Below are 15548 nucleotides of genomic sequence, written 5' to 3'. Positions count from 1 at the left end.
AGGCCAGGGGGCTGACGGTGGCCCTTCACCGTGTCCGACATGTTGTCGCTCTCATTAGCGGTCCTTACGTACGTCAAGACAACCGGGAATGCGCGGTCGCGGTTGGTGATCGCCTGGTGACTACGCGGTGACAAGCCGTACCCTGGTCACCATGAGCAGCGGGGAGTTCAGCCAGGAAGCGACTGAATCACCGGCCATCACTGACCGGATACTCGGGCTCAACGAAGCACGCGGAGCCGACTTCGTACAGGCCATCCGGGAGACTTCCCATCGCCTGGTCGTCCTGGACAACGAACTCAGCGGAGTATCCATCGCGGAGCCCGCAGGCCGTGCGTTCAAGGTCGTGCATCGGCGGCTCGGAGCGGGAGACTTCGACCCCCGGTACGAGCGCGACATTCAGTCGGCGGCCGCCGAACTCGCCGAAATAACCGGCTGGGCTCTGTTTGACGCGGAAAGAGACGGCGCCGCCCGGCGCTTCAACCAAGAGGCGCTGTTCCTCGCGAACCTCTCGGGGGACCGCTCCATCGCACTGCTGACGCTGCAGAACATGGCGATGCACAGTGAATGGCGCGGACGGAACCAAGAGGCGCTGGCCATTGCCCGGTCGGTGCTCAACCGAAGGCGGCTCTCCCCGCGCGTCGAGGCGATGTTCCGCATGCGTGAAGCGAAGGGACTGGTCGGCACGGGACGTACGTCGGATGCCATCGAGTCGCTTCAACGCGCCCGGTCACTCGTCGAGGACGGTAACGACGTCGGCGAACCGGACTGGTCATGGTGGTTGACCGACAGGGAAATCGACGGCCACTGGGGTCACACACTTCAGATCGCAGGTGATGTGCGGAAAGCCATCGAGCGGCTACTGCAATCCGCACAACCAGGGCGTGGCGTCGGGACCGGCTACGCAAGTATGTCATCCGCACGGCTCGCACAATGCCTACTGGACGTCAATGCCTGGCGCGACGCGGAAGACATCATCGGGTCCCTGGTCACCGCCGCACCCGGAATCTCCTCGGGACGGACCCTCCGCCTCATCGGTCACGTCGCCAAGCGGCACGAAACGCTGAACGGTGCGCCGACAAGCCTTACCGACACTCTTGAGCACCTGGCGGAAAAGCTCGAGGAGGACCCATTCACGCTGTGATACGCGAGTCGTGCTGACACAGATCGTCAACTGATTGATTCTCACGGGACTGGTCGCCGTCCTGGCCGTGCGTAAGGGTTTTGCGTATCGCGCCGAGTGTTCAGGCGCATCCACGAGAGAAGGAAACACACCCATGCGCGCCCTTGTGGTCGATCACGGCGAGGCCGGACCCGTCCGGTTCGCCGATGTCGATGAGCCCGTGCCGTCCAGCGACGAGGCGTTGGTCGAGATACGGCACATCGGTCTCAACTTCGGAGAGCTGAATTACGTGCGCCAGTGGCCGGCCGGCGCCGTGCACGGTCACGACGCGGCCGGGGTCGTGGTGCGTGCCGCGTCCGACGGCTCGGGGCCACCCGAAGGTGCGCGCGTCGCACTGGGAATGGCTCCCCACGCGTGGGCGGAGCGGGTAGCGGTCAGTCCCGCCTCGCTCGGCACCGTCCCCGAGGGCGTGGACCTGGCCGACGCCGCCGCGCTGGGGATCGCCGGAGTCACCGCGTTGCGGGTGCTGCGCAAGCGTTCCCTGCTGGTGCGCGAGGTCCTGGTCACCGGCGCCAGCGGGGGCGTGGGGCACTTCGCCGTCCAGCTGGCGGCGCTGGCGGGCGCCCGGGTGACGGCACTCGTCGGTTCGCCGGACCGGGCCGCCGGACTCCGCGAACTCGGCGCCGACGAGGTCCTGACCGACCTGGCCGGGACCGTGGACCGGTTCGACCTCGTCCTGGACACGGTCGGCGGGCCGCTGGTGGGCCAGGCGTGGAGTTCCCTCGCCGAGGGCGGCACCATCCACCTGGTCGGTTACTCCTCGGGGCAGGAAACCACGTTCCCGTCAGGGGCCTTGTTCGGCTTCGGCGAACCCCGCTCCATCGCCACCTACGGCGATATGACGCCGACCGGCGGGGAGCTGACGGACCTGCTGGGCCTCCTGGCCGCCGGACGGCTCTCGGCACCGGTCGGACTGCGAGGCGACTGGCAGGACGTGGACGACGCCGTCCGGGCGCTGTTCGCGCGGAAGGTGCACGGAAAGGTCGTTCTCGACGTGGCCTGAAGCCGTGAACGAGGGCGCGTGCGCCGTCGCCCGCCGGTGGGCGGTTCGCGGCGGTGAACGAGAATGGACCCATGGACGTGCTGGCGGAGGTCTTGCGGGTTTCGGGTGCGCGTGGCGCGCTCGGGGTCATGCTGGAGGCTGGAGGAACCTGGGGCCTGTGGCTGGACTCCTATCCGGGAGCGGCGCTGCACGTGGTGTCCCGTGGCACGATGTGGCTCCACGTCACAGGCGAGAAACCTCTTCAGGTGCAGGCCGGAGACGCCGTCCTGGTGTCGCCGGGCACCGCACACGGGATAGCCTGCGGCGCCGGCGTGACGATGGGTTCCTGCGACCGTGAGGCGGCGGCCCGGGCTTTTGGCGATGGCCGAGCCCTGCGGCTGGGCTCGGCGCCGGTGCAGACGGAAGTGATCGTCCTGCACTATGAGCAGGACCCGGAGGTGAGCACACCGGTGCTCACCTCCCTCGCCCGGCCGATGCACGTCACAGCCCGCCAGAACGCGCAGCTCAGAAGGACCGTCGAACTCCTCGCGGCGGAGCTCGCACAGCCGCAGATCGGCACCACCGCCGCCATCAACAGCATCGTCGACCTTCTGCTCGTCCAGTTCGTACGCGCCTGGCTGGCCCGCCATCCGGAGGAGCGGTCCGGCTCATGGCTGGGAGCGATGCGTGATCCGGTCGTGCGCGACGCCCTGGCATGTGTCCACGCCCAACCGGAACGCCTCTGGACCACGGAGACCCTGGCCGCCGCGACGAGCGTCTCCCGGGCAACGCTGACCAGGCACTTCCGGTCCGCCCTCGGACAGACGCCGGGCGCGTACGTGACGCAGTGGCGCATCGACCTGGCGTCCGTCCGGCTCCGCGATACCGATGAGCCGGTCGAGTCGATATCCAGTGCGGTCGGATACGGCTCTCCGCACACCTTCAGCCGTGCCTTCCGACGTGCCCGGGGCATGGCCCCGGGCGAGTACCGTTCTCGACTTCGCACGTGAGCCCCCCCTGAAGGCGGCTCTCGTGGCGGAAAGGTGTGCGGCTGTGTGGCCTGCCCGGGCGTCAGTCGAGCAGCCCCGCCACCTGCGCCAGCACCGCCGCCTGGACCCGGTTGGTGCAGTGGGTGCGGGTGAGGATGCTGCTGATGTGGGCCTTGACCGTGCCGGAGCTCAGGTGGAGCTGTACGGCGATCTCGGCGTTGGAGAGGCCGGTGCCCAGCAGCCGGAGGACGTCCCGTTCGGCCGGTGTCAGGTCCGCGAGCCGACGTGATGCGGCGTCGCTGCCCTGGCCCAGCCGGGTCCGGAAGTCGACGAGTTGGCGGGTGACCTGCGGGGCGAGGACGGGTTCTCCGGCGGCGGCGCGGCGTACGGCGTCGATGAGGTCGCGGGGGCCGGTGTCCTTGAGGAGGTAGCCGTGGGCTCCGGCGCCCAGGGCGCTGGTGACGGTCGATTCCTCGCCGAAGGCCGTCAGCATCACCACCCGGGTGCGGGGCGAGTGCCGGGTGATCTCGGCGACGGCGGTGATGCCGTCCCCGGGCATGCGGATGTCCAGGAGGGCCACGTCGACGGGGTGGACATGGCAGGCCTCGACGGCCTCGCGGGCGTCCTGTGCCTCGGCCACGATATGGAACTCGTCGTCGTTCTCCAGGATAAGCCGGATCCCGGTGCGCATCAGCGCCTCGTCGTCGGCGATCAGGACTCGGATCACGGGTTCAGTGTAGAACCGCCATGATCAGCAGGGCGATGGTGAAGCCGACCGTCGGCAGCAACACGAGCATCCCCACGCAGCCGCCGCCCAGGAGGCGGGGCCACGTGAGGACATCCGTGGACAGCGGGGGCCGGGAGCCCGCCCCGCCGGACACCGGCCCGGGCGAAGTGGCGTACACGGGCGGCGAGTCGGGCCGGACGGGTATACGGGCGGAGAGGACGAAGCCGCCCTCCGGGCGCGGTCCGGCGTGGAAGGCGCCCCCGAGCAGGCTGATCCTTTCCTGGAGGCCGATGAGTCCACTGCGGTTCCCGTTCCCGGGCGGACAGGGCACCGGCGGGGCATCGTTGACGACGGTGACCACCAGCGTTTCCCCTTCGTCGTGGAACGCCACACGGACAGGCGCGCCGGGCGCGTGCTTCAGCGCGTTGGTGAGTCCTTCGCGGGTGACACGGTGGACGGCCTGACGGGTGCGGGCGTCCGCGTCCGTCTGCCTGGTCGCGTTCCAGTGCAGTTCGGCGTCGGCCCCAGCGCTCCGGGCATCCGCGACCAGGGCCGAGAGATCCTCGTGGGTCCCCCGCTCGCCGATGTTCTCGCCGGACTGGTGACGGAGGACGCCGAGGATGCCGCGCAGTTCGTCCATGGCCGTTCCGGCAGTGGTGCGCAGAAGTTCGGCCTGGGAGGCCAGCGGGGGCGCCTGTCGTTCGGCGGCCAGCTGGAGGGCTCCGGCGTGCACGGAGATGAGGCCGATGCGATGGCCGAGCAGATCGTGCATCTCGGAGGCGATGCGCGCCCGTTCCTCCATGCGGGCCGCCTCGTCGGTGAGCAAGCGGGTCTGTTCGAGGTAGGCGTTGCGTTCCCGCAGCAGCCCCGTCAGCGGGCGGCGACGCCCCAGCATCATGCCGGACAGCGCGGGCAGCAGGATGAACAGCGCGGCCACGCCGGCGCCCGCGGCCAGGTACGACATCTTCGGAAGTCCGCTGAGGGACTGGGCGGCAATCGATACGAACACGGCGCCGGCGGCGCTCGCCCCGGCCACTGCCCAGGCGCGCCGCGCGGAGGCGATGCGGCGCACGGCGGACCACACGACACACGGCACCACCACCGCGGCCCACACGTTGTCCCCGGCGATCAACGGCACGCAGCACAGCACCGTGAGGGTCGGGTACATCCGCCGCGCGGGCACGAGCAGCGCCGCCCACACCCCCAGGAGGGCCACCGACACCGGGTGGGCGGGCGGAATCAGCGGAACCGACGCCAGCGAGCACAGCAGGACCAGGCCGGCGAGTACGGACTCGGTGACGACCGTCCGCCGGGGCGCGGCGCGCACCGCCTCCCGGACAGCGGCGGCCTCGCGGCGCATCCGCCTCCACGGTCGCGCTGCCGGGCTCATGGTTTCCTCCGTGTGGGTGCCGTTCTCAACGACCGCACTGGTCATACGCGTTGGCGAACCGCCGCAGCCTCAGGCAGCATGTGCCGCTCCGCCTGGGACCCGGAGCTCCGGCTCCGCCCGCAGCCCGGCGACGTCCGCCCCGCTCTCGGTCAGCACACGCTCGATCTCCGCCGCGGACTCCGCGTCCGTCCCGGTCTCGTCCAGCAGCGCGGCCAGCAGGTGGGTCGTGCCGACCGTGGGCGAGTCCTGAGCGGCGGCGGTGAACTGTGTGACGTGCAGGAGCCGCCGCTCGAAGTCGGCGGCGCCGCCGACCTCCGGGGGCTCCTCCTCCGCGACCCCGGTGGTGGGAAGCAGTAGTCGGGCGACGGCATCCTGCCGTGCGCCGTATCGACGTAGCAGTTCCGCCCCCTGGTTCGCTCCCGTCAGCTTCTCGGGCAGCTCACGTCCCGCGACGGTCAACGACCGGTCCAGCGCCAGGATACCCAGCAGCACATCGACGGGTTCTATCTCCGACGCCCCGCGCCGCACCGCCGCTTGTCGTGCCTCCGCGCGCACCGCGCCCACGACCGCGGAGCCGAACCCGGCACCGCCCCCGAAGATCCAGGCGGTGAACTTCCGGGTCAGCGGATTACCGCTCTTCCCGAACGTTCCCGCCTTGCGCAGCATCAACACCGAGCCGGGCTCCGGCGCCTCGTCGCTTCCCCGCAACGCGTCGAGCGCGGTCAAGGCAGCCGGGACATCCAGCTTCTCCACCACCATGGCCTCGCGGGCACGCGTACCGGGCAGCTCGACCAGTGCGCGCGCCACATGGCGGACGCGCACGGAAATGGTGCCCTCCTCCCGTGCGGCCTCCAGCGCCTTGCGCAGACAGGTCCGCACCGCACCGGTCATCGGCGGGAGTTCAAGGCTGTGCCCCTCCTCCCCCTCCTCCCCCTCCTTCTTCTTCCGGTTCTTCCAGCGCAGCCTCTTGGCCTCCTCCTGTCGGACCCCCCGCCACAAGGCGTCGATCTCCCGCTCGTCGTCCGGGCTTCCCGCTGTGCCGTCCCCCGCGTCGTCGCTGACCCACACGGATGTCCCTCGGCACCCGATCGAAGCGCTGAGCGAGCCGGAGTCCCTCATCCCGGGCGCGATCGCGGAACCCGCGGCCGAGTCACCCGACACGAGCGCATACAGCACACTTTCCGTACCGAGGTCCCCGCGTTCCTGCTTGGCCACCGCGCGCATCGCCTCCAGCAACAGCTTGACGACTTCCCTCTCGAACTCGGTGGTCACGTCGGCGTCGCGGTCGGACGTTCGCCGATCCATCGTGCCTCCTCTCCGTGGTGATACCTGCCGAAAAGGACGCTAGCCAACGTTCTCCCGACTCCGCGTCGCCTGACCGGCCAGGCTTCCGGTCCGATCGGCCAGGATCTTCCGCCCGGGCGGACGACAGCCTTGCGGGCCCAACCGCGCACCCGTGGCTTCGTTGCCGTGACATGGGGTGGCCGGGGCCAGGGACTGGGACCGCTCAACCGGACGGCGTGGCCGAGGAGGACCACACGCCGAACCACTGCTCGGCGCCGTAGGCCTCGTACCGTTCCACCTCGGTGAACCCCAGCTTTGCCGCAAGGCGCATCGAGCGCTCGTTGGCGGTCTGGGTGCGCAGCACCACCGACTCGCCGGGAAGCGCTTCGGCGAACCAGTCGAGTGCCGCCGCGCACGCCTCGGCGGCGTACCCGTGTCCCCACGCCTCCGGCAGGAACAGGTAGCCGAGCTCGGCCTCCCCGATGTCCGGACGGACATGGCCCGGACTCTCCGCGTCGTGCCGATCGAGCTTGACCATCCCGATCACCGCTCCGTCGAAATCGATCACGAAAAGGCCAGGCTGCCGCCCGGGTATCTCGGGCACCGCGCGTTCGAGCTCATCACGCGGTCGAGGGCCACCGAGGTAGGTGTGCACCTCCGGTGAGGCGAGCAGTTCGATGAACGTCGGACGGTCCCGGGCCTCGGACGGGCGGAGCACGAGCCGTTCGGTCCTTATCGGGGCGGGTGGCCAGGCGACGGGTCCGAGTGCGCGGGTCATGACGGCCGCCCGCCGAACTGCCAGCGGTGGACCTCGATGTCCGCGTACCCGTCCGGGGTCAGGACGGCGCGGGCCGTCTCCGGGTCGGGTGCCCGGACCAGTGCCGCTGTGCCCAGCCATGTGCTTTCGTCGTCGGACAGGAGTGGCCCGTAGGCGATCAGTTCGTCCTGGTCGGCGGGTACGGCGACGTCGGCGGCCTCGCCCGAGCCCAGGCCCAGGCCGAGGACCAGGAATCGGTTGCCGCCGGTCCGGCCGCCGGGGAATTCCCACATCGTGCGACCCAGCACATCGCGCCACCGCCGCAGCAGTACGTCCCGGTACACACCGGCCTGGTAGCCCGGTTCGTCGAAGGCGAACGAGCGGGCGGCGGCCGGGTCGGGCAGGTCGACGATGTGGACGCTGCCGGTCGGGGTCCCGTCGGCGTCGGAGAGGGTCGGTCCTCGGGCGATCATCTCCGACGCATACCGATCCATGTAGGACCAGTGCTGTTCGACCAGTTCTTGGCGCAGAGCCAGGGAGCCGGGCCGGTCGCGGTGGTAGCAGAAGAACTCCATGCGCGGCAGTCTTTCGGCCCATGGGCGGCCGGTACAGCGGATATCGGTGGGATCCGGTCAGCGGCTGGGGTCACATGCCATCCGTGCCGTGGTACGGGCGGCACACTCCGCCGTCGTAGTCGGTCGCGATCTCCAGCAGCTGGCGGCCGTCGGCCGAGGGCAGCAGGCTGGAGCTGTAGTTGGGGCAGAAGTCGATCTTGTCCGACTTCACGGCGACGGGGGCCGGGATCTCCTTCCAGGCGCCCTCTCCGCCCTTGCTGTTGGTCCAGACCGTGCGCCCGCTGCCCTCGGCCTTGCTGCCGTCCGCGTTGTACATCACCTGTCCGACCAGCAACAGCTTGCCCTGCGGGTTCCCCTCCTCCGGCGCCCAGGCCAGGGTCGGCGCGTGCTTGAAGTACTTGCCGTTCGCCGTCTGGGGCCGGGTGCCGAGGTTGGCGGGGTCGCCCCAGTCCCATCCGTCGGGGGATGTGCGGTAGTGCACGACGCACGAGAACTTGGGGTCGTCGGAGCAGATCTCGTACGTCATGACGTACTTGCCGTCCGGCACCTTCCGTACGACCGCCATCCCGGGGCGGTCGGAGACCGGGGCACTGGCGACGGTGTCATGCAAGCCGTCCCATGAGACGCCGTCCCGTGAGCGTACGGCGACGAGCTTCTGGCTGTGGTTCGGATCGGTTTCGTCGGAGTAGTGGCAGACCAGGTTGCCGTCGGCGTCGATGGAGAACTCCGGCTCCCACAGCCCGTTGGCGTCCGGCGCGGAGGCTACCGTGGAGAGGTGGCTCCAATGGCGTCCCACGTCGGTGCTCTTGAACACGCGTATCGACATGTGGCGGTCGGCTTTGGGTACGTCCTGGCCGAAGGAGGCGGCCCACAGCAGCGTGCCGGCCGGCATGTCACCGACCTGTTGCGGCAGTTCGTAGAGGACCGAGCAGCACAGCCCCTTGCCGTCGGCGGACGCGGGGTCGGCGATGGTGCCCACCTGGTTGAAGTTCGCTCCGCCGTCGGTGCTCTCCTGAATGGCGCCGATGCCGTTGCCGCCGCCCGGGACGACGGTCGAAGCGAGTACGCGGCCGTTGTCCTTCCCGTTGTGTTCCAGACGGATCGCCCGGGGGTAGAGGCCCGCGCCGTCGCGCAGCGGCTTGGGGTCCGTCTTCCGCAGGGCCGCCGCGCTGCCCTCGCCGTTCTTCGCCTCGGCGTCGGAGGAGCCGGGGCCCTTGGAACCGGAGTGCTGGGAGGCGGTGGAGGACGCGGCTCCGGAGGCGCCGTCCGAAGTGTCCTGGCAGGCGGCCAGCCCGAGGGCGGCGATGGCGGCCACCGTGGCGACGGCGGCGTTGCGAGCGTGCTGGCGGGCGATGCGGCGTGGCATTGAGTCTCCCCCTGTGGCGCGGGTGGTCCCCGCCTGTGGCGCGGGCGGTCTCCGTCGTTCGGGACCTGTGCCAACCAGCCTGTCCGCCGCCGCTGATGATCCTCTGCCGATCGGCTAACGCATCGCTAACCGACCTCGCCCCACGGCCGCCCTATGGCCGACTCATGGCCGACTCATGGCCGACTCATGGCCGCCCCTGCCCGCCTTGCGGTCAGCACGGCTCACACCATTTCGGGCCGCGGTTCCGGTTGCAGCGCGGGTGCGGCCTTCGGCTCCCACAGCCTGGTGGTCCGTACATAGCCGTGGATCACCGAGCCCATCGCCAGCAGGAGAAGGGGTCCGAACACCCATGGGTGTCCGGCCATCTCCACCGGCAGATAGCGATAGGCCACCAGGAGGGCGGCGAAGACCGCCGCGCCGTGGACGACCAGTTGGGTCCCCGACCGGTCCCAGCCACGTGCGAGCGAGCGCAGCGCCGCCTCGATCGTGAGCGCGAACACCACGCCCGCGATGAGATCCACGCCGTAGTGGTAGCCGAATCCCAGCGTCGCGCCGAGCGTGGCGACGAGCCAGAACGTTCCCGCGAACCGCAGGATCCGTGGGCCCTGGCGGGAATGGATGAAGATCGAGGTGGCCCACGCCGTATGCAGACTGGGCATGCAGTTGCGTGGCGTGATCTCGTCGAAGGGCATCGAGTGCGGAACGCTGATGGGCGGCGGCGTGTGCGGCCACAGGTTGGCCAGCGCCCAGTGCTCGCCACCGGTGCCGAAGGCGCCGCCGCCGTAGGCGAAGATCGGTCCGACCACCGGGAAGACCATGTAGATGGCCGGCCCGAGGAGGCCGATGGCAAGGAAGGTACGCACCAGGTGGTGGCGCGGGAAGCGGCGCTCGACCGACACGTTGCGCAGTTGATAAATCGAGACGATGACCGCGGCCACCGGAAGCTGAATGTAGACGTAGTCGAGCACGTGGGCGCCGATCGGGCCCATGGCCTCGACGATCCGGCCCGCCAGCCACGACGGGTTGCCCAGCGCGTGATCGGCGGTCGCCAGGTAAGGATCGAGCACCGTCGGGCGGGACTTCGCCGTGATGAGCAGCCAGGTGTCGCCGGTCTTGCGGCCGGCCACCAGCAGCAGCCCCAGCCCCACGCCCTTCAGCAGCAGGGCGCGTTCCCGGCCGGTGCGGCGCGTGACCGCGATGACCACACAGCCCAGCATCACCCACAGCGCGCCGTTGCCGAAGGGGTGCCCTTCGGTCACCTTCGCGTCGGCCACCCACCGCACCAGGAAGATGACGATGTCGATGCCGATCGCGGCACCGGCGGCGATGAACCGCTCCCGCCAGGTGAGCACCACCATCATCAAGCCCATACCGGCATACAGCAGAAAGCCCGATTTGGGGGCGAATACAACCTCTTGCACCTGATTGGTTATCGGCCCCGGCAGACCGTAACGGCGCGCCGTGACCTCCAGCGCGACGAGGAACCCGAGGACCGCCACACCCGCCACAGCCCACAGCACCGTCCGTGGTCGGCGCCACGCGGCGAACGTTATTCGGCTGTTTATTCGCGAAAACACCCGCGATGCTATAGATATCAATTGTTTGGCCGATTTGCTCGATGTGGGCTGTAGGTCACTCTTCGCACCGGATAGCACGGTTTTCCGGTGAAGGGCGGGCGATGGGGGCGCTCGTCGTGAGTTCGGATCATGCTATCTGAGCGATGCCGCACAGTCCGGTAAGGCATCCCGCTCCGCCCTGTCCGGATCTCTTCGGTCGCGGTCAAGGCCCCCGTGCCCCGGAACGGTCGGTTCACGTACTGTCATGGCGTGTACGGGAGTGTCAGCGAGAAACCAGCGCCGGCCCGTGGCAACGGGCAGCGCATCCTGGTCGTCGACGATGAATCGAGAATCGCCGAACTGCTCTCGACCACCCTTGAGCTGGCCGGTTACCGGGTCGGCACCGCGGCCACCGGCGGGGAGGCGCTCGACCGGGTCGGACGGGACCGGCCCGACCTGGTGATCCTCGATGTGATGCTGCCCGATCTGGACGGCTTCACGGTGTGCAGGCGCCTGGTGGCGGCCGACGAGAACCATCCGCCGGTGCTCTTCCTCACCGCCCGCGACTCGCTCGACTCGCTGGTCACCGGCCTCGGCATCGGCGGCAACGACTACGTCACCAAGCCGTTCCGGATCGCCGAGGTGCTGGCCCGGGTGCAGGCCCTGCTGCGCACCCGCAGCCGGCGGCGGGAGGAGCCCTCGCCGCACTACGCCGATCTGGTGCTGGACGAGACGACCCGCCAGGCGCGGCGCGGGCGGCGGGCGCTGGAGCTGACCCCGGCGGAGTTCCGGCTGCTGCGCTATCTGCTGGTCAACGCCGGGCAGGTGCTGTCCAAGGAGCAGATCGGCGAGCATCTGTGGGTGGCGGACCACCGGCGATACGGCGACAACGCCATCGAGAAGCTGATCTCCCGCCTCCGCCACAAGGTGGACGAGGCCGGGCCCGCCCTGATCCACACCCGCCGCGGCTTCGGCTACTGGCTCGGCGGACTCGCCTCCGGATGAGCATGCACGAGCGCCAGCAGCGGCTGGAGGTCCTGCTGCACGAGCTGCGCACCTCCCTGACCACCATCCGGGGCTGGGCCGAGCTCCCGCTGCAAGGGCTCAGCGACGACCCCGCGCTGATGGTGCGCGCCCTGCGCCGGATCCAGGACGAGGCCGACCATATGCACCAGGCGGTCCAGCAGGTGTTCCCCCGCGCGGACGTCTCCTGGGTACGGCCGCTTGACATGGAGCCGGTGGATCTGCGGGACGTGGCGGACGAGGCGGTGGCGGATCTCGGGCTGCTCGACCCCGAGCGCCCCATCACCCGCGAGAACTCCGGCCGGGCGACCGTCGTCGCCGACAACCGCATGCTGCGGCACGCCGTGCGCAATCTGCTGGACAACGCGCTGCGCCACACCCCCGCCGGGTCCCCGGTGACCGTGGCGGTACGCGGCCGGGCGGCCGAGGAGGCGGCCGGGACCGGGACCGGGGAGGGGGCCGGGACCGGCGGAACGCCGCGCGTCGAGCTGTCGGTCAGCGACCAGGGTCCCGGTATGGGCCCGCAGGACATCGCCCGGCTCACCTCCCCGCACGACGAGGACGGCCGGATCGAGCTGGGCGGCGGCATCGGCCTCACCATCGTGCGGCGGGTGGTCGAGCGGCACGGCGGCGAGGTGAGCGTGAGCAGCACACCGGGCCGCGGCACCACGGTCACCGTGACCTTCCCCACTGTCAGCGTTTCGTCAGGAAACTGACCGGGGGGAGTCAGGTCGAGCGGGTTCGCTGGTCATCACGTCCCCGGAACGCGAAGGTCCGCGTCCCCCGTAACGCGAAGGTTCGCGTCCCCGTAACACCAAGACACCGTCCCCACCGACCCGAAGGTTCACGCTCCGCTCCCATCGGAACCCCCACCCGAGGAGAGACATGACCGAGACGCTGGCAGAGACCGCGCCCGAGGCGGAAGAGCCGCTTCCGGAGTTTCCGATGCCGCGGGCGACCGGCTGCCCCTTCGACCCTCCCCCGACCGCACGGGCGCTGCACACCGAACGGCCGGTCGCGCGCGTACGGCTGTGGGACGGCAGCGCCCCCTGGCTGGTGACCGGGTACGCCGACCAGCGCGCCCTGCTCGCCGATCCGCGGGTCAGCGCCGAGAGCACGCGGCCCGGGTATCCGCACGCGAGCGCCGGCTTCCGCGAGAACGCCGGGCGGCGGCGGTCCTTCGTCACCATGGACGACCCCGAGCACGCCCGGATCCGCCGGATGGTCACCGGACCGTTCGCCATCAAGCGGATCGAGGCGATGCGGCCCGAGATCCAGAAGATCACCGACGAGCTGATCGACGCCATGCTGGCCGGGCCGACCCCGGTGGACCTGGTGCGCGCGCTCGCGCTGCCGCTGCCGTCGCTGGTGATCTGCCGGCTGCTCGGGGTGCCGTACGAGGACCACGACTTCTTCCAGCGGAACAGCTCGCTGCTGATCAACCGTCAGTCCTCGGTCGAGGAGGTGGTCGGCGCCAACGACGCGCTGACCGACTATCTGGACGGGCTGGTCGCCGCCAAACTCGCCGACCCGGCCGACGACATGCTCTCCGAGCTGGCCGCCCGGGTCACGGCCGGTGAGCTGACCCAGCGCGACGCCGCCAACATGGGCGTACTGCTGCTGATCGCGGGCCATGAGACCACCGCCAACATGATCGCCCTCGGCACCGTGGCCCTCCTGGAGAACCCCGACCAGCTCGCCGTCCTGCGGGAGACCGAGGACCCGAAGGTGATCGCCCGGGCCGTCGAGGAGCTGCTGCGCTATCTGACCATCGTGCACAACGGCCGCCGCCGGGTCGCGCTGGAGGACATCGAGATCGGCGGTGAGACCATCCGCGCCGGTGAGGGCATCATCATCTACACCGGCACCGGCAACTGGGACTCGGAGGTCTTCGCCGAGCCCGAGCGGCTGGACATCGGCCGCGACGCCCGCCGCCACATGGCGTTCGGCTTCGGCGTCCACCAGTGCCTGGGCCAGCCGCTGGCCCGGATGGAGCTCCAGGTGGTCTACGGCACGCTCTACCGCCGTATTCCCACCCTGCGGCTGGCCACCGGAATCGACCAACTACCGTTCAAAGACGACGGTTTGGTCTACGGCGTCTACGAGCTGCCCGTCGCCTGGACGTCATGAGCCTGGACGTCATGAGCGGCGAAGGCGGCGGGGACGGCAGCGGCGAAGGCAAGGGAGTCACCATGCGTGTGGAAGTCGATGTGCCCAAGTGTGTGGCGTCGGGGCAGTGCGTGATGATCGCACCCGATGTGTTCGACCAGCGGGAGGAGGACGGCATCGTGGTCCTGCTGGACGAACAGCCCGCGCCCGAACTCCACGCCGATGTGCGGGAGTCCGCGGTGGTCTGCCCGGCGGCGGCGATACGGGTGGTCGAGAAGTGAAGCAAGTGGTGGTGGTCGGTGGCTCCGCCGCCGGTCTGGCGGCGGCGGAGACGCTGCGCCGGGAGGGCTACGAGGGAACGCTCACGCTCATCGGCGAGGAGCCGTACCACCCGTACGACCGGCCACCGCTGTCCAAGCAGATCCTCGGCGGGCAGTGGGAACCCGACCGGGTGCCGCTGCGCGCCCCCGCCGACCTGGACGCGCTCGGCCTCGATCTGCGCCTCGGCGTCGCCGCGACCGGGCTCGACCTCGCGGGCCGTACGGTCGCGCTGGCCGACGGGGCGCGGGTGCCGTACGACGGCCTGGTCATCGCCACCGGCGTTCGCCCGCGCCGGCTGCCCGGCGACGGCGGGGAGCGGGCGCATGTGCTGCGCACCCTGGACGACGCCCTGGCCCTGCGGGACCGGCTGGGCCCGGGGCGGCGGCTGGCGGTGGTCGGCGCCGGGTTCCTCGGCGCCGAGGCCGCCGCCGTCGCGCGGGGGCTGGGCACGGAGGTCACGCTGCTGGAACCGGCCCCGGTGCCGCTGGCCCCGGCGGTCGGCGAGCGGGTCGGCCGGATGCTCGCCCAGGCCCACCACGACCACGGCGTGGACCTGCGCACCGGGGTCGCGGTGGCCGAGGTGGCCGACGGCGGGGTACGGCTGACGGACGGCACCCTCGTCGAGGCCGACGAGGTGCTGGTCGCGATCGGCTCGGTGCCCAACACCGGCTGGCTGGAGGGCAGCGGACTCACCCTGGGCGACGGCCTGGAGTGCGACGAGTACAGCGCCGCCGCGCCGGGTGTGTACGGCGCGGGGGACGTGGCCCGCTGGCACAATCCGCTGTTCGGCACCGCGATGCGGATCGAGCACCGGACCAACGCCACCGAGCAGGGCATGGCCGTGGCCCGCAACCTCCTCCGCCCGGACGAGCGGCGGCCGTTCGCCCCGGTGCCCTACTTCTGGTCCGACCAGTACGACTTCCGCATCCAGGCGCACGGGTATCTGCGCGGCCATGAGGAAGTCGCGGTGGTGGAGGGCGAACTGGAGGAGCGGAAGTTCCTGGCCGTCTACCGCTCCGGGGACCGGGTGGCCGGTGTGCTGGCCGTCGGGATGCCACCGAAGGCGGTGCGCACGTGGCGGCAGGCGGTCGCGACGCGGGCGGCGTGGCGGGACGCGGTGGGGGAACTGCTCCCGGAAGGGGCGTAGCGGGTACACCGCACCGCGCGGTGTACGGGCCGTGGCCCGGCGTGGCGTACGCCCGGAAAATCGCCGGGCGGGCCGCGCCGGGCCTTGCTACGGTGAGCGGCATGAAGCGCGCCGCGATGACCACTGCGATGACGACGACGCC

At 70.5% G+C, this 15548-nt stretch carries 15 protein-coding genes; 8 read left to right on the top strand and 7 right to left on the bottom strand.

Annotation, left to right across the window (positions count from 1 at the left end):
• Positions 1-151: 151 nt before the first annotated feature.
• From LIV37_RS34380 to LIV37_RS34370, 3 genes are all read left to right on the top strand, one after another.
• Positions 152-1141 (top strand): NsdA family TPR-like regulatory protein, encoded by a 990-nt coding sequence (locus LIV37_RS34380; protein WP_185058014.1) that lies wholly within the window; start codon positions 152-154, stop codon positions 1139-1141.
• 133 nt (positions 1142-1274) lie between these two features.
• Positions 1275-2183 (top strand): zinc-binding dehydrogenase, encoded by a 909-nt coding sequence (locus LIV37_RS34375; RefSeq protein ID WP_020871683.1) that lies wholly within the window; start codon positions 1275-1277, stop codon positions 2181-2183.
• Between the two features lie 71 nt (positions 2184-2254).
• The gene (locus tag LIV37_RS34370) at positions 2255-3172 is read left to right on the top strand and encodes an AraC family transcriptional regulator (RefSeq protein WP_020871682.1); all 918 of its coding nucleotides are present in this window, start codon (positions 2255-2257) and stop codon (positions 3170-3172) included.
• A gap of 61 nt (positions 3173-3233) precedes the next feature.
• Here LIV37_RS34370 and LIV37_RS34365 read toward each other — a convergent pair whose 3' ends face one another.
• The 7 genes from LIV37_RS34365 to LIV37_RS34335 all read right to left on the bottom strand — a co-directional run bounded on the left by LIV37_RS34365 (position 3234) and on the right by LIV37_RS34335 (position 10827).
• A complete protein-coding gene (locus LIV37_RS34365; RefSeq protein WP_020871681.1) occupies positions 3234-3878 on the bottom strand; it encodes a response regulator in 645 nt (214 codons plus the stop codon).
• A gap of 4 nt (positions 3879-3882) precedes the next feature.
• Positions 3883-5268: a sensor histidine kinase gene (locus tag LIV37_RS34360; RefSeq protein WP_121825095.1), complete on the bottom strand. Its 1386-nt coding sequence runs from the start codon at positions 5266-5268 to the stop codon at positions 3883-3885.
• A 69-nt stretch (positions 5269-5337) separates the two neighbouring features.
• A complete protein-coding gene (locus tag LIV37_RS34355) occupies positions 5338-6573 on the bottom strand; it encodes a hypothetical protein (RefSeq protein WP_020871679.1) in 1236 nt (411 codons plus the stop codon).
• A gap of 202 nt (positions 6574-6775) precedes the next feature.
• Positions 6776-7330 carry a GNAT family N-acetyltransferase gene (locus tag LIV37_RS34350; protein WP_121824179.1) on the bottom strand — a complete coding sequence of 185 codons (555 nt, stop codon included), beginning with the start codon at positions 7328-7330 and terminating at the stop codon, positions 6776-6778.
• Positions 7327-7884: a YciI family protein gene (locus tag LIV37_RS34345; protein ID WP_020871677.1), complete on the bottom strand. Its 558-nt coding sequence runs from the start codon at positions 7882-7884 to the stop codon at positions 7327-7329. The genes LIV37_RS34350 and LIV37_RS34345 overlap by 4 nt, the downstream gene beginning before the upstream one ends.
• Before the next feature lie 70 nt (positions 7885-7954).
• Positions 7955-9250: a sialidase family protein gene (locus LIV37_RS34340; protein WP_020871676.1), complete on the bottom strand. Its 1296-nt coding sequence runs from the start codon at positions 9248-9250 to the stop codon at positions 7955-7957.
• Between the two features lie 221 nt (positions 9251-9471).
• Complete coding sequence (locus tag LIV37_RS34335; RefSeq protein WP_243146112.1) at positions 9472-10827, bottom strand: phosphatase PAP2 family protein; 1356 nt, start codon at positions 10825-10827, stop codon at positions 9472-9474.
• Positions 10828-11076: 249 nt separating this feature from the next.
• Here LIV37_RS34335 and LIV37_RS34330 point away from each other — a divergent pair, with 249 nt between their 5' ends.
• The 5 genes from LIV37_RS34330 to LIV37_RS34310 all read left to right on the top strand — a co-directional run bounded on the left by LIV37_RS34330 (position 11077) and on the right by LIV37_RS34310 (position 15406).
• Positions 11077-11811 (top strand): response regulator transcription factor, encoded by a 735-nt coding sequence (locus LIV37_RS34330; RefSeq protein ID WP_020871674.1) that lies wholly within the window; start codon positions 11077-11079, stop codon positions 11809-11811.
• Positions 11808-12545, top strand: coding sequence for a sensor histidine kinase (locus LIV37_RS34325; RefSeq protein ID WP_020871673.1), 738 nt, complete (start codon positions 11808-11810; stop codon positions 12543-12545). Before LIV37_RS34330 ends, LIV37_RS34325 begins: the two co-directional genes overlap by 4 nt.
• Positions 12546-12714: 169 nt before the next feature.
• A complete protein-coding gene (locus LIV37_RS34320) occupies positions 12715-13959 on the top strand; it encodes a cytochrome P450 (RefSeq protein WP_020871672.1) in 1245 nt (414 codons plus the stop codon).
• A 62-nt stretch (positions 13960-14021) separates the two neighbouring features.
• On the top strand, positions 14022-14219 hold the full coding sequence (locus LIV37_RS34315) for a ferredoxin (protein ID WP_121825096.1): 198 nt from the start codon (positions 14022-14024) through the stop codon (positions 14217-14219).
• Positions 14216-15406 carry an NAD(P)/FAD-dependent oxidoreductase gene (locus tag LIV37_RS34310; RefSeq protein WP_185058013.1) on the top strand — a complete coding sequence of 397 codons (1191 nt, stop codon included), beginning with the start codon at positions 14216-14218 and terminating at the stop codon, positions 15404-15406. Before LIV37_RS34315 ends, LIV37_RS34310 begins: the two co-directional genes overlap by 4 nt.
• Positions 15407-15548: the final 142 nt, after the last annotated feature.

The organism is Streptomyces rapamycinicus NRRL 5491 (assembly GCF_024298965.1).
Classification (GTDB): domain Bacteria; phylum Actinomycetota; class Actinomycetes; order Streptomycetales; family Streptomycetaceae; genus Streptomyces; species Streptomyces rapamycinicus.
The sequence above is the reverse complement of the archived record's forward strand: the minus strand, read 5'-3'. Positions and strand labels throughout refer to the sequence as shown.